This is a genomic window from Sphingomonas sp. Leaf4 (assembly GCF_920939515.1).
Lineage (GTDB): Bacteria > Pseudomonadota > Alphaproteobacteria > Sphingomonadales > Sphingomonadaceae > Sphingomonas.
In genome coordinates this window covers 286,217-306,345 of the sequence record NZ_CAKLBB010000006.1, presented here as the reverse complement: position 1 = coordinate 306,345, position 20,129 = coordinate 286,217, and the positions used below count along the sequence as shown (strand labels likewise).

The 20,129-nt window shown below is 65.1% G+C and carries 24 protein-coding genes and 2 pseudogenes; 11 read left to right on the top strand and 15 right to left on the bottom strand.

All coding sequences use genetic code 11. The features are described from left to right. Positions 1-214 precede the first annotated feature (214 nt). A complete protein-coding gene (locus LRA89_RS11375) occupies positions 215-544 on the bottom strand; it encodes a hypothetical protein (RefSeq protein WP_230770226.1) in 330 nt (109 codons plus the stop codon). 134 nt (positions 545-678) lie between these two features. Between LRA89_RS11375 and LRA89_RS11370 the strand changes: the two genes are divergently transcribed. The 4 genes from LRA89_RS11370 to LRA89_RS11355 all read left to right on the top strand — a co-directional run bounded on the left by LRA89_RS11370 (position 679) and on the right by LRA89_RS11355 (position 4,719). Beyond that, positions 679-2,223: a recombinase family protein gene (locus LRA89_RS11370; RefSeq protein ID WP_268934914.1), complete on the top strand. Its 1,545-nt coding sequence runs from the start codon at positions 679-681 to the stop codon at positions 2,221-2,223. Further along, positions 2,220-3,113 carry a plasmid partitioning protein RepB C-terminal domain-containing protein gene (locus tag LRA89_RS11365; protein ID WP_230770224.1) on the top strand — a complete coding sequence of 298 codons (894 nt, stop codon included), beginning with the start codon at positions 2,220-2,222 and terminating at the stop codon, positions 3,111-3,113. Before LRA89_RS11370 ends, LRA89_RS11365 begins: the two co-directional genes overlap by 4 nt. Further along, the gene (locus tag LRA89_RS11360) at positions 3,106-3,999 is read left to right on the top strand and encodes a plasmid partitioning protein RepB C-terminal domain-containing protein (protein ID WP_230770223.1); all 894 of its coding nucleotides are present in this window, start codon (positions 3,106-3,108) and stop codon (positions 3,997-3,999) included. The genes LRA89_RS11365 and LRA89_RS11360 overlap by 8 nt, the downstream gene beginning before the upstream one ends. Positions 4,000-4,152: 153 nt before the next feature. Further along, positions 4,153-4,719 (top strand): thermonuclease family protein, encoded by a 567-nt coding sequence (locus LRA89_RS11355; protein WP_230770222.1) that lies wholly within the window; start codon positions 4,153-4,155, stop codon positions 4,717-4,719. Positions 4,720-4,980: 261 nt separating this feature from the next. Here LRA89_RS11355 and LRA89_RS11350 read toward each other — a convergent pair whose 3' ends face one another. The 13 genes and pseudogenes from LRA89_RS11350 to LRA89_RS11290 all read right to left on the bottom strand — a co-directional run. Beyond that, the gene (locus LRA89_RS11350) at positions 4,981-5,346 is read right to left on the bottom strand and encodes a hypothetical protein (protein ID WP_230770221.1); all 366 of its coding nucleotides are present in this window, start codon (positions 5,344-5,346) and stop codon (positions 4,981-4,983) included. Between the two features lie 60 nt (positions 5,347-5,406). Continuing rightward, complete coding sequence (locus LRA89_RS11345) at positions 5,407-5,646, bottom strand: hypothetical protein (RefSeq protein ID WP_230770220.1); 240 nt, start codon at positions 5,644-5,646, stop codon at positions 5,407-5,409. Positions 5,647-6,169: 523 nt separating this feature from the next. Next, positions 6,170-8,323 carry a peptidase domain-containing ABC transporter gene (locus LRA89_RS11340; protein ID WP_230770219.1) on the bottom strand — a complete coding sequence of 718 codons (2,154 nt, stop codon included), beginning with the start codon at positions 8,321-8,323 and terminating at the stop codon, positions 6,170-6,172. Next, entirely contained in the window at positions 8,320-9,501 is a 1,182-nt protein-coding gene (locus tag LRA89_RS11335; RefSeq protein WP_230770218.1) for an HlyD family secretion protein, read from the bottom strand. The genes LRA89_RS11340 and LRA89_RS11335 overlap by 4 nt, the downstream gene beginning before the upstream one ends. Before the next feature lie 306 nt (positions 9,502-9,807). Beyond that, positions 9,808-10,116 (bottom strand): hypothetical protein, encoded by a 309-nt coding sequence (locus tag LRA89_RS11330; protein WP_230770217.1) that lies wholly within the window; start codon positions 10,114-10,116, stop codon positions 9,808-9,810. A 118-nt stretch (positions 10,117-10,234) separates the two neighbouring features. Then, positions 10,235-10,672, bottom strand: a complete 438-nt coding sequence (locus tag LRA89_RS11325; RefSeq protein ID WP_230770216.1) for a winged helix DNA-binding protein — start codon at positions 10,670-10,672, stop codon at positions 10,235-10,237. Next, positions 10,618-11,058: a hypothetical protein gene (locus tag LRA89_RS11320; protein ID WP_230770215.1), complete on the bottom strand. Its 441-nt coding sequence runs from the start codon at positions 11,056-11,058 to the stop codon at positions 10,618-10,620. The genes LRA89_RS11325 and LRA89_RS11320 overlap by 55 nt, the downstream gene beginning before the upstream one ends. 42 nt (positions 11,059-11,100) lie before the next feature. Next, positions 11,101-11,457 (bottom strand): hypothetical protein, encoded by a 357-nt coding sequence (locus tag LRA89_RS11315; RefSeq protein WP_230770214.1) that lies wholly within the window; start codon positions 11,455-11,457, stop codon positions 11,101-11,103. Positions 11,458-11,511: 54 nt separating this feature from the next. Then, positions 11,512-11,721 (bottom strand): hypothetical protein, encoded by a 210-nt coding sequence (locus LRA89_RS11310; RefSeq protein ID WP_230770213.1) that lies wholly within the window; start codon positions 11,719-11,721, stop codon positions 11,512-11,514. A 279-nt stretch (positions 11,722-12,000) separates the two neighbouring features. Beyond that, positions 12,001-12,093, bottom strand: a pseudogene (locus tag LRA89_RS20625) (hypothetical protein); the annotation flags it as partial. Between the two features lie 262 nt (positions 12,094-12,355). Continuing rightward, on the bottom strand, positions 12,356-12,844 hold the full coding sequence (locus LRA89_RS11300) for a hypothetical protein (protein WP_230770211.1): 489 nt from the start codon (positions 12,842-12,844) through the stop codon (positions 12,356-12,358). Positions 12,845-13,042: 198 nt separating this feature from the next. Further along, positions 13,043-14,638: a recombinase family protein gene (locus LRA89_RS11295; protein ID WP_230770210.1), complete on the bottom strand. Its 1,596-nt coding sequence runs from the start codon at positions 14,636-14,638 to the stop codon at positions 13,043-13,045. Between the two features lie 30 nt (positions 14,639-14,668). Continuing rightward, positions 14,669-15,310, bottom strand: a pseudogene (locus LRA89_RS11290) (magnesium chelatase domain-containing protein); the annotation flags it as partial. A gap of 418 nt (positions 15,311-15,728) precedes the next feature. Here LRA89_RS11290 and LRA89_RS11285 point away from each other — a divergent pair. The 6 genes from LRA89_RS11285 (at position 15,729) to yihA (ending at position 19,196) form a co-directional block, all read left to right on the top strand. After that, positions 15,729-15,968, top strand: a complete 240-nt coding sequence (locus LRA89_RS11285) for a hypothetical protein (protein ID WP_055760626.1) — start codon at positions 15,729-15,731, stop codon at positions 15,966-15,968. Between the two features lie 105 nt (positions 15,969-16,073). Beyond that, positions 16,074-16,208: a 50S ribosomal protein L34 gene (gene rpmH / locus LRA89_RS11280; protein WP_055760361.1), complete on the top strand. Its 135-nt coding sequence runs from the start codon at positions 16,074-16,076 to the stop codon at positions 16,206-16,208. 5 nt (positions 16,209-16,213) lie between these two features. Then, positions 16,214-16,561, top strand: coding sequence for a ribonuclease P protein component (gene rnpA, locus LRA89_RS11275; RefSeq protein ID WP_055760356.1), 348 nt, complete (start codon positions 16,214-16,216; stop codon positions 16,559-16,561). A gap of 29 nt (positions 16,562-16,590) precedes the next feature. Then, positions 16,591-16,803 (top strand): membrane protein insertion efficiency factor YidD, encoded by a 213-nt coding sequence (gene yidD / locus LRA89_RS11270; RefSeq protein WP_055760623.1) that lies wholly within the window; start codon positions 16,591-16,593, stop codon positions 16,801-16,803. A gap of 27 nt (positions 16,804-16,830) precedes the next feature. Further along, positions 16,831-18,528, top strand: coding sequence for a membrane protein insertase YidC (gene yidC, locus LRA89_RS11265; RefSeq protein WP_230770209.1), 1,698 nt, complete (start codon positions 16,831-16,833; stop codon positions 18,526-18,528). Then, entirely contained in the window at positions 18,525-19,196 is a 672-nt protein-coding gene (gene yihA, locus LRA89_RS11260) for a ribosome biogenesis GTP-binding protein YihA/YsxC (RefSeq protein WP_230770208.1), read from the top strand. Before yidC ends, yihA begins: the two co-directional genes overlap by 4 nt. Before the next feature lie 51 nt (positions 19,197-19,247). Here the strand turns inward: yihA and LRA89_RS11255 are convergent, their stop codons facing one another. Then, positions 19,248-19,475: a hypothetical protein gene (locus LRA89_RS11255; RefSeq protein ID WP_230770207.1), complete on the bottom strand. Its 228-nt coding sequence runs from the start codon at positions 19,473-19,475 to the stop codon at positions 19,248-19,250. On the opposite strand from LRA89_RS11255, the gene LRA89_RS11250 reads away from it, so the two are divergent. Then, positions 19,450-20,118, top strand: a complete 669-nt coding sequence (locus LRA89_RS11250) for a glutathione S-transferase (protein WP_230770206.1) — start codon at positions 19,450-19,452, stop codon at positions 20,116-20,118. The two genes, LRA89_RS11255 and LRA89_RS11250, sit on opposite strands and share 26 nt — an antisense overlap. Positions 20,119-20,129 lie beyond the last annotated feature (11 nt).

Sequence of the window (20,129 nt, the reverse complement as noted above, 5' to 3'; positions counted from 1 at the left end):
CTGCGCACGTCGCGGGCAGCAACGAACCGATGTCGCGTGCCGAGCCGGCCGACTTCATCCAACACGTGATCCTGTGTTCTGTTAAGGGTGACATGCGTGTCACCCCAGGATGACGCTCGTGTCACCCTCGACCGGATCCGGCATACCAGGCGTTATGCGCCCTGCGGCTTCTCGATTCACCGGGGCCGTCACGCGTTTCTGCCTGTAGAAGACATCAGCCTTCCGGCAGGTGGGGCAGCACGGACATGATGGCTGCACGAAGCCGCGCCAGGCGTGCCGCCGTCACCGCCTGCCGCAGAAGATCCTCGCGGTCGGCCAGCGCGAGGACCGCCGCCGTAACCTCGTCCGAATGGCGCATCAGCACGACGAGTCCCGATCCGCTCGGGCCGTTCCTCGCCTGAAGCCAGTTCTGCACCGTGCGCGCGTTCGCCCCCGTCAGGCGCGCGATGTGCTTCACGTGCGTCGGGGCATCTCCGAAGTCCTTGCGCAGCGCATCGGCGATCACCGCGGCGAAAGCGGCCTCGACATCCGCCCCCGGATCCATCGGAAACCCTCTTCCACCGTCGACGCGAAGATTTCGGTCATTCCTGGAAAACGACATTCCGTCACTCCCTCGATAGACGGAGCGCCTGTGCACGCGGCGTGTGAATCGCTCGTGATGGCTGCCGGAGGATCGCGGTGCGTACAGAGGCTTCAGGACCGACCCGTGCCGCCCAGTACGTGCGGATGTCGACGGATCTGCAGCGCTACTCGACAGAGAACCAGGCCGAGGCGATCGCCGCCTACGCCGCCCGGCGCGACTTCGAGATCGTCCGGACCTACGCCGACGAGGGACGAAGCGGCCTCAACATCGCCGGCCGCGATTCGCTGCGCGAACTCATCGCCGACGTCCAGGCCGGTCGTGCGGACTATGACGCCGTGCTCGTCTACGACATCAGCCGGTGGGGACGTTTCCAGGACGCCGACGAGAGCGCCTACTACGAGTTCATCTGCCGCAGTCACGGCATCGCCGTCCACTACTGCGCCGAGCAGTTCGACAACGACGGCAGCCTCCCCTCCAGCGTGATGAAGAGCATCAAGCGGGTCATGGCCGGCGAATACAGCCGCGAGCTATCGAGCAAGGTCTTCGCCGGCCAATGCCGACTGATCACGCGCGGCTACCGCCAGGGCGGGCCCGCCGGCTACGGACTGCGGCGTTTTCTCGTCAACGAAGCGAACGAACCCAAGGCCCCGCTCGCGCGCGGCGAGCACAAGAGCCTGCAGACCGACCGCGTCATCCTCGTTCCGGGACCGCCGGAGGAAGTCGAAACCGTTCGACGCATCTACCGCATGTTCGTGATCGAGCATCGCTCCGAACGCGAGATCGCCAGCGTTCTGCAGGCCGAGGGCGTGCTGAACGATCTGGACAGACCGTTCAGCCGCGCGGCCATCCGTCAGATCCTCGGCAACGAGAAGTACGTCGGCAACAACGTGTACAATCGCGTCTCCTTCAAGCTGAAGCGCAAGCGGGTCGTGAACACCCCCGACATGTGGGTGCGCAGCGACGGTGCGTTCGAGGCCATCGTCGATCCCGCCCTGTTCGACGCGGCGCAGGTCATCCTCGCGGAACGCGCCCGACGGTTCAGCGACGACGAACTACTGCATCTGCTCCGCGAACTGCTCGGTTCGCGCGGCGTCCTGTCGGGCATGATCATCGACGAAGTCGACGGGATGCCCTCGTCCGCCGCCTATCGCAGCCGCTTCGGCAGTCTGCTGCGCGCGTACCGGCTGATCGGCTATGAGCCGTCCCGCGACTACCGCTACGTCGAGACCAACCGCCAGCTCCGGCTGATGCATCCGGAAGTCGTCCGCCGGACGATCGAGGGAATAGAGGCCGTCGGCGGCAGCGTACAGGTCGATCGAACGACCGACATGTTGACCGTCAACGGCGAAGTCACGATCGCGATCGTCATCTGTCGATGCCGACCGACCCCCGCCGGCAGCATGCGATGGCGGATACGTCTGGACGCGGGCCTGGCGCCGGACATCACGGTCGTCGTCAGATTGGAAGCCGACGACCGGACGGTCCGCGACCACTACCTTCTCCCGTGGATCGACGTCGGCCCTCGTGGACGGATCGGCATGACCGAGGACAACGGCCTCGACCTCGACGCCTACCGCACCGACGATCTGGGCCCCCTTTACCACATGCTGCGCCGTCACTCACTGGAGCCAACCGCATGAAGGGACGTCAGCAGGATCCCGTGCCCGTCATCGTCACGGTTCGCATTGACCAGATCGAGGTTCTCAATCCCCGGACGCGGAACAGGCGGATCTTCGACGAGCTGGTCGAGAGCATCCGGACGGTCGGCCTCAAACGTCCGATCACCGTCCGGCGCGTTCCCGACCACGACCGCTACGAACTCGTGTGCGGCCAGGGGCGGATGGAGGCGTTCCAGCGCCTCGGGCAGCAGCAGATTCCCGCCGTCGTCATCGATGCGACGCGGGAGGAGTGCTTCGTCATGAGTCTGGTCGAGAACATGGCCCGTCGGAACCAATCGCCGTTGGAGCTGATCCGCGAGGTCGGCGCACTCCGTCAGCGCGGTTACACGAACGCGCAGATCGCCGAGAAGGTGGGATTCAGTCCGGAGTACGTGTTCACCATCAACTTCCTGCTCGAGAACGGCGAGGAGCGACTGCTCGACGCCGTCGAGCGCGGCGTCGTCCCGCACACCGTCGCCGCCGAGATCGCCCGTGCCAAGGACGCGGACGTGCAGAAGGCGCTGACCGAGGCGTACGAGAGCGGCGCGCTGGCCGGGGAGCAGATGGTCGCGATCCGCAGGATCGTCGATCTGCGCAACATGGCGGGCAAGGGCATCAGGTCCATCCGTCAAGGCGGGAAGCGCGAGCAGAAGCCGACCGCCAGCGGCCTCATACGGGCCTACCAGAAGGAGGTCGGCCGACAGAAGCTGCTGGTGAGGAAGGCCCGTCTGACGCAGGACCGCCTGACGTTCGTCGTCGGCGCCATGTCGAAGCTGCTCGCCGACGACCACTTCGTGACCCTCCTGCGAGCGGAGAGGCTCGCCAGCCTGCCCCAGCCGATCGCCGAACGGTTGGGAATGACCGATGCCTGACGCCCCGCCCCCCGTCCGCATCTCGTTCGAACGCAGGGTGCTCCGCATCCCCGTCCCGTCGATCCTGCCGCTGAGGCCGATGACCAAGCGGATACTGGATTCGAAGCGCTATGCACGGATCGCCGTCTCGGTACGCGAGATCGGCGTCATCGAACCCTTGGCGGTCACCCGGGCGGACGCGGACGGCCGGCACATGCTTCTGGATGGCCACCTGCGGTTCCATGCCCTGTGCGAACGCTGCGAGGCGACCGCTGCCTGCATCGTTTCCGATGACGACGAGGCCTTCACCTACAACAAGCGCGTGAACCGGCTGGCCACGGTGCAGGAGCACTACATGATAACCCGTGCGATCGACCGCGGGGTTCCGCCGGACATGATCGCGACGGCGCTCGGTCTGGACGAGAAGGCCGTCATGCGCCGTCGCAACCTGCTCGACGGCATCGCCGAAGGTGCCGTGGAGATACTGAAGGATCGTCCGGTGAATCCCGTCGTCTTCGACGTCCTGCGCCGGATGAAGGGATACCGTCAGGTCGAGACCGCCGAGCTGATGGCATCGATGAACAGCTTCACCGCGAACTACGCCAAGGCGATCCTAGCCGCCACCCGTCAGCAGGATCTGGCGAGACCCGACCGCCCGAAGACCATGACCGGCGTCACGACCGAACAGATGGCGCGGATGGAACGCGAACTCGAGAAGCTGAACCAGGACTACCGAGGAATCGAGGCGACGTTCGGCGACGACGTCCTTCAACTCGTGCTCGCGTCGCGGTATCTCGGGCGCCTGATCGAGAACGCGCAGGTAGCGAACTATCTCGATTCCCGGCACCCGGACATACTGCGGGAATTCCGGTCGATCGTCGCCGCGTCCTCCCTCGATCCCGGCTAACCTACCAGACGGACACACGACCGTTCACCGCATCGACCCTGAAGGCCAACCCTCTTCCGGACTGATCGGAGCGGTCAGGTCAGCGATCGCCCCCTGGTCTCATGAGCAATCCACGCTAACCGATTCTTCACGGCTGACGGCGAACATTGGGGCATGTCGTTCATCGTGCTCGCCTGCGCCCTCGTCGCCATCGACGGGGACACCCTCCGCTGCGGCGAAGAGACCATCCGCCTTCTTGGGATCGACGCCCCCGAACTGCCCGGCCACTGTCGCGAAGGTCGGGACTGCGCCCCGGGCGACCCCTTCGCAGCCAAGGCCGCCCTTCAGGTCGCGGCGAAGGGCGACGCGACGGTCGAGCGGATCGGGAAGGACGTCTACTCGCGTACGCTCGCGCGTGTCCGGGTCAACGGGATCGACCTGTCCTGCTCGCAGATGGCAGGAGGACATGCGATCTACAAACCCGATTGGGACCAGTTCCAGCTCGTGGCGACGGGATGCGACCTGGCATCGGAGGCGAGGCCGATGCGTCAACCGTCGCCCCGTACCCGCAGTGGACCCGCCGCTCGCTCTACGCCGTCCGTCTCGACCGGGTGGAGCTATCGAAACTGTGCCGAGGCGAGGCGAGCGGGCGCTGCTCCCCTGCGTCGCGGCACTCCCGGCTACGGGCCGCACATGGACGGAGATGGCGACGGCATCGCCTGCGAGCCCGTCCGTCGATAGTCGCGGCCGAGGAACATCGTCGCGGCTCACCCGTGACATACCCTCCCCATGCAGCCTCCTTCCCGTCTTACGGAAGAATCACACCGGTGGATCTTCGGGTAAAACACATCGTTATGGTCGTACGATGCCGTTTCACGGGCATCTCGCATCGACTGCTTCCGGGAAGCCGATCATGACCATGGAACGCGTCGAGAGGACCTGACGTCCCGAGTGTTCTTAATCTTCTATGGTGCGACCCCAAACCGGTGCGTGCGACGCGTACTATTGGAATATTTTGTCGAACATCGACCCCGCGAGGACCATCGCGGTCACTGCCAGCAGGACCAGTTCCAGTCTGATCTCTCCGACGACGGGTTCCTTGTTCAGCCTCCCCACAGCACCATTCCTGGTCTGCAGGAACGTGAACGTCAGTCCCGAGACGATCATGGCGAACGATACCGCCAGAACGGTCGATAGCATGAGCGGAAGCGGAGGCGTCCGGCTACCGCTCACCATCATCATCGCGATGATGCAGAACGCCACCAGGAACGACCCGAGAAACGTCTGGTACAGGATCGGAACCACCTTTTCGGACCTGACGCCCACGAACTTCCGTCGACCGAAACTCTTTAGGGATAGATAGTACATCGTCAGCTCCAAAGGCATCAGGTGCCCCCGCCCGGAACGGCGAGGGGCACCATGCAGTCGTTACTCGCCGTTCATCGCGGCGACGGCGGAACCGAGCGCCATGACGCCGGAAACGCCCCAGTATACCGCGGACGCCGTACCGGCGACACCGACGATCGCCGGCGCACCGAGGATCGCGGCACCGACGCCGGCGATTGCCGCGCCTGCGGCCAGAACCTGCGAAGCGGTTACCTTCCCGCCCCCGACGCCGTCGATCTCATCGAGCGACATCTCCTGAATCTCAAAGCTCGCGTTCGTCATCTTCAGTCCCCTTCGCATCGCGGCTGGATCCGCTCCAACCACACGCGAAGGCTATCCGACCGTGCGGAACGGGCAAGACGTCCGACGCGACAACCACCTCCACTTCGGAGAAGCTTGCCCGCCATTACAACCAGTGCGGTCGCATCTCCTCACCACGCAACAAATTACCACGCCAGCGACGAGATCACCCGTCTCCGTAAGGCTTGTCCACGCACGTGCGAACGAGCAGGAACAGGCGAAACACGGTCGTCATGCGCCGCGGTTCAGCTGCTCCTGCCGACACAGTGCTTGACCGCGTGGACTGGCCAGCATTTCGACCGGGCGGACTCAAACGTGGCAAGGAGCCTCGGGGTCGTGCGCGGCTTCGTCAGGAAGCGCACCACGGCATGGATCGACGAACGAAGGCACCACCTCGGCGAACTGCGGCCTCGAGCGAACTTTCCCGATCGGTGACATCAACGAACTCGATCCGCCCGTACCCATCGGCGAGCGATGTCCATGGGTTCGTGGAGCCGTCATGGAGTCATCGCCGTGCAAGCTGGTGCCTTATGGGTGCGAATTGTTCGGTCACCTCCTGAACCAGACCGTCCTGCACCGCATAGATGCGCGATGCGCACAGTATCGTCTCCAGACGGTGAGCGATCATGATGCGGGTGATGCCCAAGCGCGCCACTGCGGCATTGACCGCCTGTTCACGCGCCGGATCGAGTGCCGACGTCCCTTCGTCCATCAGCAGGACCCGTGGTCGACGATACAGCGCGCGCGCAAGCAGCAGCCGTTGCTTCTGACCACCCGAAAGGGCCGATCCCATGTCCCCGACCATCGTCTCGTAGCCCATCGGCATGCCCAGTATCTCGTCGTGGATCGCCGCCGCCGCGGCGGCCTCCTCGATCCGCATCATGTCGGGATCCTCGTCGAACAGGGCGATGTTGTCGGCCAGCGATCCGGCGAAGAGACTGTCCTCCTGGAGAACGGCTCCGATCTGGTCGTGGAAGTTCTTGTGACCGAACCGCGCAAGAGGAACGCCGTCGATCAGAACCTGACCCTCATCGGGCTCGACCAGACCGAGCAGCACCTTCATGAGCGTCGACTTCCCACCCCCGGACGCTCCGGTTATCGCGATGTGTTCGCCCGGATCCACCTTCAGATGGACGCCGTTCAGCACGAGCGGATCCGTCGGACTGTAGCGGAAGCGTACGCCGTCCAGTTCGATGCCGCCCTTCAGATCGCCGCCACGCCTCTCGGACTCCTGGCCGAAGCTCCGGTCCTGATCCGCGAGCGCGATGTCGGAGAGCCGCTCGAGGTGCAGTCCGAGCATGCGGAAGGCGATCGCCTGATCGATCAGCGACGCGCCCTTCTGGAGGAACTGGGTCTTGTAGGCGACGTAGGCGAACACCATGCCGACGCTGAAGCCGCCATCGATCACGAAGCCGACGGCGAGCCAGACGGACAGGATCACTTCCAGACCGAAGATCAGCGTGTTGGCGGCCTGCTGCCATGCACCGATGCGCGCCAGACCGACACCCGCATTCGTGGCGTCGGTCAGCCGCGTCTGCCAGAGAGCATGACGCTGGGATTCCCGGTTGAACAGGCGAAGCGTGACGATCCCGCGCAGCGATTCGATCATCATCGACTGTTCGCGGCCGGATGCCGCGATGGCCTCCTCTTGCGCATCGCGCTGTGCCGCGAACGAAACCAGCCGGACGACCCCGTACAGTGCGAAGGCGACCAGAGCCACCAGCGCGAGCACCGGACTGTAGAAGAACATGACGGCGAGGGTGAACAGCGCCAGGGTACCGTCCAGCACGGTACCGATCGCACCCTCGGTCATGAACTCGCGTATCGGGGCGATCGATTGGAACCGCGACAGGACGTCGCCCACGTGACGCTTCTCGAACCACGAGACCGGCAGGCGGAACAGTCGTCGAGCGACGTTCACCGAAATGCCGTATCCGAGCGACGTACCCGCCGAAAGCAGCACGAACGAACGCAGCAGAGCGGCACCGGCGTTGATGAGCGTGAAGAGACCGAAGCCCAACGCCAGAACGGTCAGCAGATCCTGGTCGAGCGCGGGCAGCGCCGAATCCAGAGCCACCTGCATGTAGTAGGGGGAGGCCAGCACGAACGCCTGCATCACCAGACTGAGCACGAACGTCTGGACCAGCGCCCGCTTCAATCCGGTGATGCGGTTCCACAACTGGGACAGGCGTAAGCGTACGCGCTGGCTCGACGTCTCGAACCCATCGGTCGGGCGCAGTTCCAATGCCACCCCGGTGAAGTGTTCAGACACCTCGGACAGCGGCATCCGCACGCTGCGGCCCTCGGGATTGTGGATCAGCGCCTTCCCGCCCCGCACCTCCTCGAGCACCACGTAGTGGTTCATGTCCCAATGCAGTATGGCTGGCAGCTGCAGGCTGCCGAGCTTCTCGAGCGGCAGCTTGACCGCTCGCGGTGCGAGCCCGAGGCGATCGGCCATCGAGATCAGCGACTTGAGAGCCGCACCGCGCAACGAAGGCTGGAAGCGACGGCGAAGCACGCCGAGATCTACGTCCATCCCATGATAGTTCGCCACCATCGCAAGCGATGCCAGGCCACACTCGGCGACCTCCGCTTGACGGATGAGACGGACTCGCTGCCGACGCAGCAGGCCCAGTTCGAGCTTAACCGTGGCGGTCACCTGTTGCGCACCGCGAAAACGGGCTGGAACAACCATTCGAAGAGGCTGCGGTTCTCCGTGACTATCCGAGCACTCAAGGTCATGCCCGGAACCAGAGGTTGGCGTCGCCCGAACGCCACGATCCAGGGTTCGGGCAGGGCCGCGGTGACGAGGTAGACCGGCATCGGTCCGTTCGGTCCCTGCCGGGAGATCGCGGCGGCGGAGACGTCGATGAGACGCGCGGTCACCGTTCCGAACTGCTGGTAGGGGAACGCATCGACCGCGACGCGCACCTCCTGACCGGGACGCAGGAACCCGGCGGCTGCGGTCGGCACATACAGTTCCACACGCGCGTTCGCATCGGACGGGATCACCATCATCAACTGCTGCTGTGCGTTCGCCGCCTGCCCGAGACGGGCTGTCAGCGCCGTGACGACCCCGCTGATCGGGGCTGTCATGCCGTACCCGCGCGCGAGATCGACCTCCGTCATTCGCTGCATGAGCGACGCACGCTCCGACTGCGCACCCGCCAGTTGCGCCTGCGCTGCCGCGTCGGCCTGGACGACGCCGCGACGGGCTTCTGCGACGGCCGCCACCTTCGCGGTGCGCGCCTGTTGAAGCTGTGCGAGCTGCTGTCGACGGGAGAGGATGGCAGTCTCCCTGGCCTCCATGTCGCGTCGGCTGATGAAACCGCTGGCGGCGACGTGCCCCGCTCTTTCGTAGTCGGCGCTCGCCATCTCCATCATGCGACGCTGATCGACGATCTGGCCGTCCAGGCTCCGGATCTCGGCGGACAGACCTGCGATCTGCTCGCGCAGTCTTGCCTGTTCCGCAGCAGCCGCCGCCACGAGCAGATCGCCTTGTGCCGCGAGCCTGAAGTCCTGCTCGTCCAATGCTCGACGCATCCGGGCCGGTGCGGTCTGTCCACCGATCATGTCCTCTTCGGAGCGGATGCGGGCGAGCAGATCGCCCGCACGGACCCGTTGCCCTTCCATCACCTTCAGTTCGGCGACGACGCCGGGACGCGACGGCATGATGGTCGCGACGCCCTTGTCCAACGTCACCGTGCCCGCGACCGTCTCGACGCGGGCATAGGACGCCGTCGTCATGAATGCGATCGTCGCGATCAACGCGACGAGAAGCAGAAGTCCGATCGCCTGCCATGCGAGCGGCGTCGCGAGGCCGACCGTACCGTGCAACCGGTCACCTCGTGCCCGAAGGACCTCTTCACGGAACAACCGGGTGCCGTCCCTACTCAAGACGCACCGGGTTCTAACGGCATCCGGCCATTGCCGCCACGCGATGAACGGAATCGTCCATTGTTCTCGCCCCGACTCGATCCATTCGCATTCGATACGGATGACAACTTCCGAAACCAGCTCACAGGCAGGTGCTCCTTGGATCTAAGGCTCCAGATGGGATCGTTGAAGATCAAACACCCCGCCTTTCTCGATTGCGCTATTAAAGATCTGGTACCACCCATCAGCAATGCCGATATCGGCCAACTAATCTTTTCTGGCATCCTCAATATTTTCGGGAGGAACACCCCAGTCCCCATCGATCGGGATCGATGCCGTACACTTCCGGAATTCTTCGGAGGGTTGATGATAGTTCGCGCGACAATCCTCCAGACGCCTCCCCCTGTTAAAGGTATCCGAGCCGGGTTCGGCCGCGATGTAGTTCTGCATCTCGAGCGAGATCTCATTCCGACCCGCAGCCGCGTTCCCGCTCTCCGAGGACGATTCCACGACCGGGTGACAGCCGCAGAGTCCTAAAGAAGCGAGCACCGCGATCAAATTCAAAAGAACGTTCATTCTGGATCCATTCTCGGTTCGACAGATCACCACGCCTTGACAACACACGTCGCATGACTGCGTGGACGGAGCCGCGGGACACGGTCCCTCCGGTTCCGCCGTCAGGCGGCCGGACGCATTAGATGTTGTCGAGCCATTCCGTCAGATCCGAATTGGCGCGTTCCGTCAGGCGAACGAACCACCGCCGCCGATCCTTGGGATCCCGCTCGCGGCTGACCAGCTTCAGGGCCTCCATCGCGTCGAGGTGACGGAGCGCCGTCGTCGCAGGAGCTCGAGAGGCCAGACACAACGAACTGACGCTCACGTCGCGACCCAGACCGGCTTGAACGAAGAGATCGAGGAGCATGTCAAAATCAGGCTCCCCCAGGATCTCCGCAGGCAGAAATCTGTGACGCAGGGCGCGCTCCCGAAGAAGCCGCTCGGCCTTCCTCGTTCGGGACGCCTGAACGGCACGTTCCAGCGCAGCGACTTCGATCCCTTCCGCCCCGGACGGAGCGGCTTCTATGCCGACGGCCCCTTCGACGAGAACGAGGATCGAGCGTAACGCCTCTGCCAAGCGACGCTCCCGATCACCACCGCGATCATCGCGTAGCTCCAGACCTGCTCGGCGAACGCATACGCCAGAGGCAGCGTCGACGGCGTCAGGAGGCGAGCCAGATGAGACGTCACGGAGACGAGTTGGAAAGCCGATACCCATAGAGGCCAGAACCTGTCGGTAAGTGCGACGATCGCGAGGAACGCCATCAGGACGACGACGTCGACGGCCAAAATGCCAATCTCCGTTCCCCGCCACAGGTCGCTGCGCCCGACCAGAGCGGTCGCGATCGATCCGAGCATGATGATCGCCAGTCCGCTGCGCTCCGGCCAACGCCCGCATCGAACGACGTACGCGAGCGATGCGAGCAGAATGATCAGGAACAGGAACGGTACGATCTTGAGCATCCGTGCCTCTCTGCACGAAGCGCGCGGTCTATATAACCCGCGTCAATCGACCAGCGATCGGACGTTCGAACCCGAGGTCGCCGCCTTGGTCTCCTCCTCGGGACAACCCACGAGACTACCAATCCCGACTTCACGCATACCGAGCCGACAGCGAGTCAGCGCCAGTTCGCGGCGCGTGTCGACCATGCCGACCCGAGCCTGTCCCAGGGCCGTCATCGTCGCGATCATCGACATGATCGCCTTGTGGCCGACCGAAGGACCGACCTGTGCCTCGAGCCGCCCCTCGGCCAGCGTCGCGAGGAACCTGCCGGCCTGCGCCAGTGCGATGTCCACCGACGTTTCGAACGGTGCCAGATTGGTCACTACGTTGCGAGCTGCTTCCTTGCGAATGTCCGGCATCTAAATCCCCCTCGTGGAGCTCCCGCGCCACGACCTTGCATGCGTTCCGACGGATCAGAACAGTTCGGAGAGCCCGTTGAGGGCTGCGACCACGCCCCCGAACACGAGTGCGATGAGCGCGGCCAGCACGACCACGTAGATCAGCTTCGCTCCGAGACCCATGTCGTTCACTGGACGATCCCGGGTCGGGATCGGCAGTGGAAGGCCCTGGATGGTCGGCTTCTCTGCGACCTCCACTGCCTTGTTCACCGTCGGCTCGGCCATCATCGTCGCACCATATATGGGCGAACGATACCCTTCGGACCTCTGTCCATCCTGAACGAGGGAGGTGTCATGCTGCGCTGGCGGGAGGCCATTGTCCGGAGATGTCGGGAAGCCATCCGTTTCGGCATGGACCACGAGGGTTGCCTGACCCTCCCTATCCGGCTCGTCACGCTCGTGCTCGAACAGGAGACGCGCTGCTTCGACGCTACGGTCGACGCCGAGGTGCTTCCGTGCGGCCGCCAGTCGTTGATGCACCGTGACCGGCGACCGACCGATGCGCCTCGCGATGTCCTTCACCTCGAACCGTGCATGGAACAGTCGAAGGCATTCCTTCTGGCCTTCGGTCAGGCGTTCGAATCCGGTCGCATCCATTCCGGTGGGATAGCGGACCCGATGTCCCGTTGAAAAGCGCGCAGACGCCACCGAACGCGAGAGTAACGACGTTCGGGTACCGACTCCGATCCGTTGATGCCGCCAGTTATCATGTCTGGTCGTCTCGGGCGAACCGCTGCACGTTTCGTGGCATGAGGCGGACCGACCACCCCTGCAGAACGCCGCCCCGCAGACAGCTGACGGGTCACACCGATGGTCCGACCTGCCGGAGCAGCCTCCCCGGCAGGTCGCGGTGCAATGATCAGAAGGACAATCGAAGCCCTGCGGCGTAGTATCCGTCGCCGACGTTGCCCTTCAGATTGATCTTCGGCGCGATCGGAAATGCCACCGTGCCATAGGGCACCACTTCGTCGCTTATCCGCGCACCTACGCCGAACGTCGCGACGAGGGGAACGGAGTAGGTGGCTTCGACACGGCCATACGCGCGAAGACGGGTATTGCTGCACAGTTCCTTGTCCGCATAGCGCCCGTTCGTACTGTCCCTACATGCTTCGGACCCGCCGTTGTCGTAGAAGTAGTACCGACCGTTGTCCTCGGCGTAGATCAATGCGCCGACCGCGGGAGTGACCCTCAGCCCCGGCAGGATCGAGAAGTCGTAGCCGACGCCGAGCTCCCCGCCCCAGCGTCCATCGGCCCGTGCGCCGTTCGCTTCCAGCACGACCTGCGCGCTGGCCGGAGCCGCGCAGCCGAAAGCGGCCGCGGCGAGCGCGATCCCCAACAACCTGTTCAAATCATTCCCCCTTCGAAACGCCGCACATGCGGCGCGGCCGCCCGTAGAGCGTCAATGCGCTCGTCACAAGTCGATGAACCTGGTCCGGCAACGCACGCCGGAAGGAACGGTCGGCAACCATGCCAACCATGCTTGATCGGATTCCGCGGCGTACATGCGAGAGCCTCCGGAGGGGTGAAGAACCCTCGGCAAGGAGGGTCAGCCGGATCCGGGCCGATCAGCGACGTACCCCGCCGCGATGCCTTCGCCGAACGGATGCACCAGAACGTAGGCGTCGTTCACGAGTTCGAGACCGACGAGACGGGTCCGGCGATCGAACGTCATGGCCCTGATGAGATCATGAAGCGCCCCGATGATCTTCATCCTCGCGGACAGACGCTCGTCCTCGTCCTCGCAGCGCATCCGATCACGAAGCTCTTCGATCCGCTTCGCGTGTTCGCTCGGCGAAACCGAACCCCGCGCGGCCACCAGCGCCTCCCGCAGGACCTGAATGGCCACCTCCTCCTCGTCAGCTTCACTCACCAGACGCAGGTAGAGGGCTCGCGGCTCGGGCCGCATAGAGGCAACGGCCAGTTCCATTGCGGTCTCCGCGCGTTCACGCAGGTTCGCGAGGACGCGGGTCCGCTCGGCGAGTTCCACCTCGATCCGCCCCGCCTCGGCCGGCGCCTCGAAGTGTCGATCCTCGATGGCCTGAGCGAGAACCGAATCCAGTACGCAGCGCTCCACGATCGCGTAGTTGTAGTGGTTTCCGTTCCGGCACCCCTGACCGCGCTTGTAGGCGTCGCAGACGAGGTAGTCCTCCCAGACCTCCGTACCGTCGGCCCTGATCTTCCTGCCCTTCGACACGAACGACATGCGGGCGCCGCACTCGCATCGGGCCAGGCCGCCGAACATGTTCGGAAGGCGTCGGCCCCGCCCCATGACCCGCCGCGAGCGACCGGCTACGGCCGCGAGAGCGCGCGCCTGAACGGCGGCATCAATGATCGCGGGATAATAGTCCCGGATCGGCTCTCCGACGAGGGTGCGCACGCCACCCTTCGGCTTGGTGCCCGGCTGGAACTCGCCGAGGACAGCCGGCGAGGTCAGTATCTTCTGGATGTAACTGCCGTACCATCCGGTGGCCCGACCGAACGGAGGAACGCCCTCCTGGTTCAGCCGCCGAGCGATGACCTGCTTCCCCAGCCCGGCGATGGTCCATTCGAAGATCCGCCTGACCGTGGCTGCTCTTTCCTCGATGACGACGAACGTCGGCGGCGAACCCTCGACCGAGAGCCAGGCGGGTGCCCGCTTCGTCATCACCGCCCGGTCGCCTTCGGCGAGACGCTGGCGCTTGGCGGCCCAAGCCGTGCCGACCGCCCGGCTCTTCTTGTCCGATTCGAGGTTGTTCAGACCGGCCTTCACGGCCACTTCGATGATCGCCACCATGTCGAGGTTGTCGGCATCGTACCGTCGATCGTCCTCCACGGTGCATACGACCACGCCCAGCTCCGTGATCCGGAACAGCCAGCCGAAGACGGTCTTGACGTCCTGACGCGATATCCGGTCGAGCTTCTCCACGAGCAGCACGATGCCTCTGGGATACCGGCCGGCCGCGACGGCATCCACGAACTTCGCCAGGCCGCCATCCGTCGTGTTCTGACCTCGGAAGGCGCTGACGCCGTCGTCGACGATCATGTCGACGACGTTCCATCCCTTGGCCGCTGCATACCGGCGGCAGTCGCCTTCCTGCCGGTAGAGTGTGCTGCCCTTGCCCTGCTCCGCCGATGACCAGCGCGCGTAGATCACCGCATCCATAGGCCCGCCCTAACCCAGTGTAGCCGGTTAAACCATCAGCAGATTGTGGCCGCCGGCGGCGGCGATCTCCAGCGCGCGCTTGGCGACTTCCTGCCCCTTTACCTGGGCAAGATCATTGCCGACCGGCATATCCTCCGCATGACCGGCGACCGGACCGGCGAGCAGTTGTTCGCCCTTCAGATGATTCAGCAGCGCCAGCAGGTCGGGTGCGGCGGCGATGGTCGTGCCGGCCCATGCCGCGTCGGACCCTTGCGCGGCGGGGCAGATCAGCGACAGGCCCTCGCCCGCCGCCAGCATCGCCGCCAGCAACACGCCGGGCGAAGCGGCGATGCGGCCGTCGAGCCCCAGTTCACCGACGACCAGATACTCGGCCAGCGCCTCGGCATCGACCACGCCCATCGCCGCCAGCAGCCCGAGCGCGATCGGCAGGTCGTAGTGCGATCCTTCCTTGGGTAGATCGGCGGGCGAGAGGTTGACGGTGATCCGCTTGGGCGGAAGGGCAAGACCGATCGCGGCGATCGCGGCGCGGACCCGTTCGCGGCTCTCGCCGACCGCCTTGTCGGCCAGCCCGACGACGACGAAGGCGGGGATGCCGGGCGAAAGTTGCACCTGCACCTCGACCCGGCGCGCCTCCAGCCCGAGATACGCCGCCGTCGATACGATCGCGACCAAAAGCCAGCCCCCTGCCCTGTTGCCCCATCTGTGGGCTTAAGCGGTGTTCGATGGGGCGTCGAGCCGGGTTTTCGCATCCGGTACAGTGCTTGAACGGAAGTGCTGCCTGTCGTCGTCACCCCGGACTTGTTCCGGGGTCCACCCGGCTGCGCAGGTTGTCGGTCGTGCATCAGGCGGCATCGATCGCCGCGCCGTGGACCCCGGAACAAGTCCGGGGTGACGATGCGGCTGTGCATTTCGATCAGCATCGGGGATTCACAGGTCTGGGGCGGGCGTGACGTTTCCTCGCCGGCCGACCCACCCCCGGCCCCTCCCTTGTCAGGGAGAGGCGTTTTCCGACGGACTGCCTTTGCCATCCGATGGAACACGGCGCACGCCGTCTTGTGGCTGCAACACACTGGTGGCATGGATGGTGGCCATGCAGATCCTGCTCCTGATCCTTGGTTCGATGCTGATTCTCGCGACGCCGCTGGTGGCGTTGTTGCCGGGGCCGGGGGGCATGTTCACCTTTGCCGCCGGGCTGGCGCTGATCCTGCGCAATTCGCCATGGGCCAGGCGCCGGTTCGCGCGGGTGATGCGGCGGTATCCGCGCACCTCGGCGCTGGTCGACCGGGTGCTGCGCCGCGCGAGTGCGAAGCGGCGGCGCCTGCGCGGGTGATCCGTTGACTTGCGACCGACCGATCGCTAAGGGCTCCAACCACGCGGCCGCCGTAACTGGCGGCTTTTTACGTTCTATTGCAGTTCGAATACCTGGGGATGAGTGATGAAGCGGACTTTTCAGCCGAGCAACCTGGTGCGGGCCCGTCGTCACGGCTTCCGTTCGCGCATGGCGACGCCGGGCGGCCGCAACGTGATCCGCGCGCGTCGTTCGCGCGGCCGCAAGAAGCTGTCGGCATAATCAAGATGCTGCGCCGCCAGGATTATCTGGCGGCGAATGCGGGACGCCGGGCACCGATGCCCGGCTTTGTCCTGCTGGTGCGCCAGCGCCGCGAGGGCGAGCTGGCCACCACCGCCGACGCTACAGCCGACAGGGCGATGCGAATCGGCATCACCGTATCGAAGAAGGTCGGCAACGCCGTCATCCGCAACCGGATGAAACGGCGCTTTCGCGCGCTCGCTGCCGAACTGCTGCCCGACCACGGGCTGGCCGGTGCCGATCATGTGCTGATCGGCCGCGCCGGCGGGATCGAGCGCCCGTTCGACGACCTCAAGGTCGAACTGACCAAGGCGTTGCGCAAGGTCCGCCGGTGAGCGACGGCACCCGCCCCCCTGCCCCGAGCATCGCCGCGCGCGCGTTGATGCTCGTCGCGCGCGGGTGGCAATTGGGGCCGTCGCTGATCCTGCCGCCCTCGTGCCGCTATCAACCGTCGTGTTCGGCCTATGCAATCACCGCCCTTCACCGCTATGGCGCGGCCAAGGGGGGCTGGCTGGCCGCGAAACGCATCGCGCGCTGCCATCCCTGGGGTGGGCACGGCCATGATCCGGTGCCTTGAAAGACTGACGCCGTAAGGACCAAGCGCGTGAAAGACGATCAGAAGAATTTCCTGCTGTTCGCGGTGCTGGCGGCGCTGGTGCTGTTCGGCTGGCCCTATGTCGCCAACCGCTTCTTTCCGGCCGCCAATCCGCCGGTCGTGAAGGTCGAGGACGGCAAGGCCAAGGCCGTCGCCAATCCATCGGCCGATCCCGCCGCCGACAGCGTGAACGCGATCCGCGACCGCACTTTGGTGTTGCGCGAGAGCCCACGTATCGCGATCGAGACGCCCAGCGTGCGCGGGTCGATCAACCTGCGCGGCGGGCGGATCGACGACCTCGTGCTGGTGCGCCACAACGAGACGATCGCCCCCGATTCGCCGCCGGTCCGCCTCCTGTCGCCGTCGGGCACCGCCGATGCGTATTTCGCGCAGTTCGGCTGGAGCGGCACCGGCATCACCGCGCCGCCCGCCGACGCGCTGTGGACCGCGAGCGCGACGAAGCTGACCCCGCAGACGCCGGTGACGCTGTCGACGACGGTCGGCACCCAGCGGTATCAAATGCAGATCGCGGTCGACACCGGCTATATGTTCACCATCCGCCAGAGCGTGGCGAATGCGGGGGCGCAGCCGGTGCAGGTCGCGACCTATGGCCTGCTCAGCCGGCGCGGCGCGCCGGTCGACAAGGATACGATGACGATCCAGGTCGGCCCGGTCTATGAAGCCGGCAACGGCGTGAAGTTCGACGTCAACTATACCGACATCGACGAGAAGCCCGAGACCTTCGCCACCAAGGGCGGCTGGCTCGGCTTTACCGACCATTATTGGATGACCGCGCTGATCCCCGATCAGGGCGTGCAGCACACGCTGTCGCTGCGCGGTGGCGACCAGCGGCATCAGGCGGACTATCGTTCGCCGACGCTGGCGGCGGTAGCACCAGGACAGGCGCTGTCGCAGACGACGCGCTTCTTCGCCGGTGCCAAGGAGAACAAGCTCCTCAACGCCTATGAGGAGCAGGGCGTGCCCTATTTCTCGCGCTCGATCGACTGGGGCTGGTTCCGCATCGTCGAAGAGCCGATCTTCGTCTATCTCGACTGGCTGTTCCGCCTCGTCGGCAATTTCGGCGTGGCGATCATCCTGCTGACGCTGACGATCCGTGGCCTGATGTTCCCGGTCGCCCAGCGCCAGTTCGCGTCGATGGCGGCGATGCGCGCGGTGCAGCCCAAGCTGAAGGTGCTGCAGGAGCGCTACAAGGACGACAAGGCGCAGTTGCAGCAGAAGATGATGCAGCTCTACAAGGAGGAAAAGGTCAATCCGGTTGCCGGCTGCCTGCCGACGCTGATCCAGATTCCGATCTTCTACGCGCTGTACAAGGTGCTGCTGCTGACCATCGAGATGCGGCACCAGCCGTTCGTCGGGTGGATCAAGGATCTGTCGGCACCCGATCCGGCGACGATCCTGAACCTGTTCGGCTATCTCGACTTCACCCCGCCGCATTTCCTCGCGATCGGCATCGTGCCGGTGCTGCTGGGCATTTCGATGTACTTCCAATTCAAGCTGAACCCGGCGCCGATGGACGACATGCAGAAGCAGGTCTTCGGGTTGATGCCATGGGTGCTGATGTTCGTCATGGCCCCGTTCGCGGTGGGCCTGCAGGTCTACTGGATCACGTCGAATCTGCTGACCATCGCGCAGCAGCAGTTGCTGTACGCACGGCATCCGGCGCTCAAGCAGGCGGCGGCGAAGTGAGCGATACGCCTCCCCCCGCCCCGCCAGGCGACGCACGCTTCGACGAGGAACTGATCGAATCGGCGCGCAAGATCTTTGCCGGGCCGATCCAGTTCCTGAAATCCGCGCCGTCGCTCGAACATCTGCCCAGCCCCGACGTGTCCGAGATCGCCTTTGCCGGGCGATCGAACGTCGGCAAGTCGTCGCTGCTCAACGCGCTGACCGGGCGCACGTCGCTGGCGCGGACCTCGGTCACGCCGGGGCGGACGCAGGAGCTGAACTTCTTCGACATCGGCACGCCGCTGAAATTCCGGCTGGTCGACATGCCGGGCTATGGCTTCGCCAAGGCGCCCAAGGACATGGTGCGCAAGTGGCGCTATCTGGTGAACGATTATCTGCGCGGGCGGCAGGTGCTGAAACGCACGCTGGTGCTGGTCGATTCGCGTCACGGCATCAAGGATGTAGACCGCGAGGTCTTCACGATGCTCGACAAGGCGGCGACCAGCTATCGCATCGTGCTGACCAAGACCGACAAGATCAAGGCGAGCGAGCTGGACGCGGTCTATGCCGCGGTGGCCGAGGAAGTGCGCAAGCGCCCGGCGGCGCATCCCGACGTCATCTCGACATCGAGCGAGAAGGGCATGGGGATCGCGGAGTTGCGCGCGGCGGTGATCGAGTCGCTCGGCTGAACCCACCTCGTCATTCCGGCCTGCGCCGGAATGACGATTCGTGCCCCGGGATCAGACGCCCCGCGACGCCAACAACCCCGCGCCCACCGACAGCTGCAGCGCGATGCCGAACGCCATGATCGCCGCTGCGCCCAGTTCGCACGACCGATCGGGCAGCCCGCCGACGCTGTGCGGGTCGCTGTCTTGATCGTTCTGCCAAACAGTCAGTTCCAACCGCTCGACACGTCCCGCAGGGCGTGGCACCACCCGCCCCATGCTGAAGCTCATCATCGGGAACAAGGCCTATTCCTCATGGTCGCTGCGCGGCTGGCTGGCGGCCAAGCTGTCGGGCCTGCCGTTCGAGGAAGTCGTCGTGCCGCTCTACGACGCCGACTGGGACCGGCGGCGCGAGGGTGACGAGTTCGCCCCGTCGTCGGGCAAGGTCCCGATCCTGTGGGACGGCGACGAGATCGTCGTGTGGGACAGTCTGGCGATCGTCGAATATCTGAACGAAAAGTCGGGCGGCGACCGTTTCTGGCCCGCCGACGCCGCGGCGCGGGCGATGGCGCGGTCGATGGCGGCGGAAATGCACTCGGGCTTCGCCGCGCTGCGTCGCAAGCACAGCATGAACGTGCGGCAGGTGTATGACCCGGTGCAGCCCGACGACGACGTGCTGGCCGACCTGTCGCGCATCTACGAGCTATGGGCGCAGGCGCGGGCGCGCTTTGGCCATGGCGGCGATTTCCTGTTCGGCGGCTTCGGTGCGGTCGATGCGATGTTCGCGCCGGTGGCGACGCGCATCGTCACCTATTCGCTGCCCTGCCCGCGTTTCGCGATGGGCTATATCATCACCCTGCTCAACCATCCGTGGCTGCAGGACTGGATCGCCGCCGCGCAGGAAGAGGAATGGGTGCTGGAGAAGTTCGAGCAACCCGTCACCTGAAAGGAGCGAGC

Excerpts from the sequence above, each read along its gene's own strand:
- LRA89_RS11310 (WP_230770213.1), bottom strand. The coding sequence starts at position 11,721 with ATGGCCGAGCCGACGGTGAACAAGGCAGTGGAGGTCGCAGAGAAGCCG.
- LRA89_RS11360 (WP_230770223.1), top strand. The coding sequence starts at position 3,106 with ATGCCTGACGCCCCGCCCCCCGTCCGCATCTCGTTCGAACGCAGGGTG.
- LRA89_RS11285 (WP_055760626.1), top strand. The coding sequence starts at position 15,729 with ATGCAGATCCTGCTCCTGATCCTTGGTTCGATGCTGATTCTCGCGACG.
- LRA89_RS11365 (WP_230770224.1), top strand. The coding sequence starts at position 2,220 with ATGAAGGGACGTCAGCAGGATCCCGTGCCCGTCATCGTCACGGTTCGC.
- LRA89_RS11330 (WP_230770217.1), bottom strand. The coding sequence starts at position 10,116 with ATGAACGTTCTTTTGAATTTGATCGCGGTGCTCGCTTCTTTAGGACTC.
- LRA89_RS11345 (WP_230770220.1), bottom strand. The coding sequence starts at position 5,646 with ATGACGAACGCGAGCTTTGAGATTCAGGAGATGTCGCTCGATGAGATC.
- LRA89_RS11295 (WP_230770210.1), bottom strand. The coding sequence starts at position 14,638 with ATGGATGCGGTGATCTACGCGCGCTGGTCATCGGCGGAGCAGGGCAAG.
- rnpA (WP_055760356.1), top strand. The coding sequence starts at position 16,214 with ATGCTGCGCCGCCAGGATTATCTGGCGGCGAATGCGGGACGCCGGGCA.
- LRA89_RS11355 (WP_230770222.1), top strand. The coding sequence starts at position 4,153 with ATGTCGTTCATCGTGCTCGCCTGCGCCCTCGTCGCCATCGACGGGGAC.
- LRA89_RS11315 (WP_230770214.1), bottom strand. The coding sequence starts at position 11,457 with ATGCCGGACATTCGCAAGGAAGCAGCTCGCAACGTAGTGACCAATCTG.
- LRA89_RS11350 (WP_230770221.1), bottom strand. The coding sequence starts at position 5,346 with ATGTACTATCTATCCCTAAAGAGTTTCGGTCGACGGAAGTTCGTGGGC.
- rpmH (WP_055760361.1), top strand. The coding sequence starts at position 16,074 with ATGAAGCGGACTTTTCAGCCGAGCAACCTGGTGCGGGCCCGTCGTCAC.
- LRA89_RS11250 (WP_230770206.1), top strand. The coding sequence starts at position 19,450 with ATGCTGAAGCTCATCATCGGGAACAAGGCCTATTCCTCATGGTCGCTG.
- LRA89_RS11320 (WP_230770215.1), bottom strand. The coding sequence starts at position 11,058 with ATGCTCAAGATCGTACCGTTCCTGTTCCTGATCATTCTGCTCGCATCG.
- LRA89_RS11375 (WP_230770226.1), bottom strand. The coding sequence starts at position 544 with ATGGATCCGGGGGCGGATGTCGAGGCCGCTTTCGCCGCGGTGATCGCC.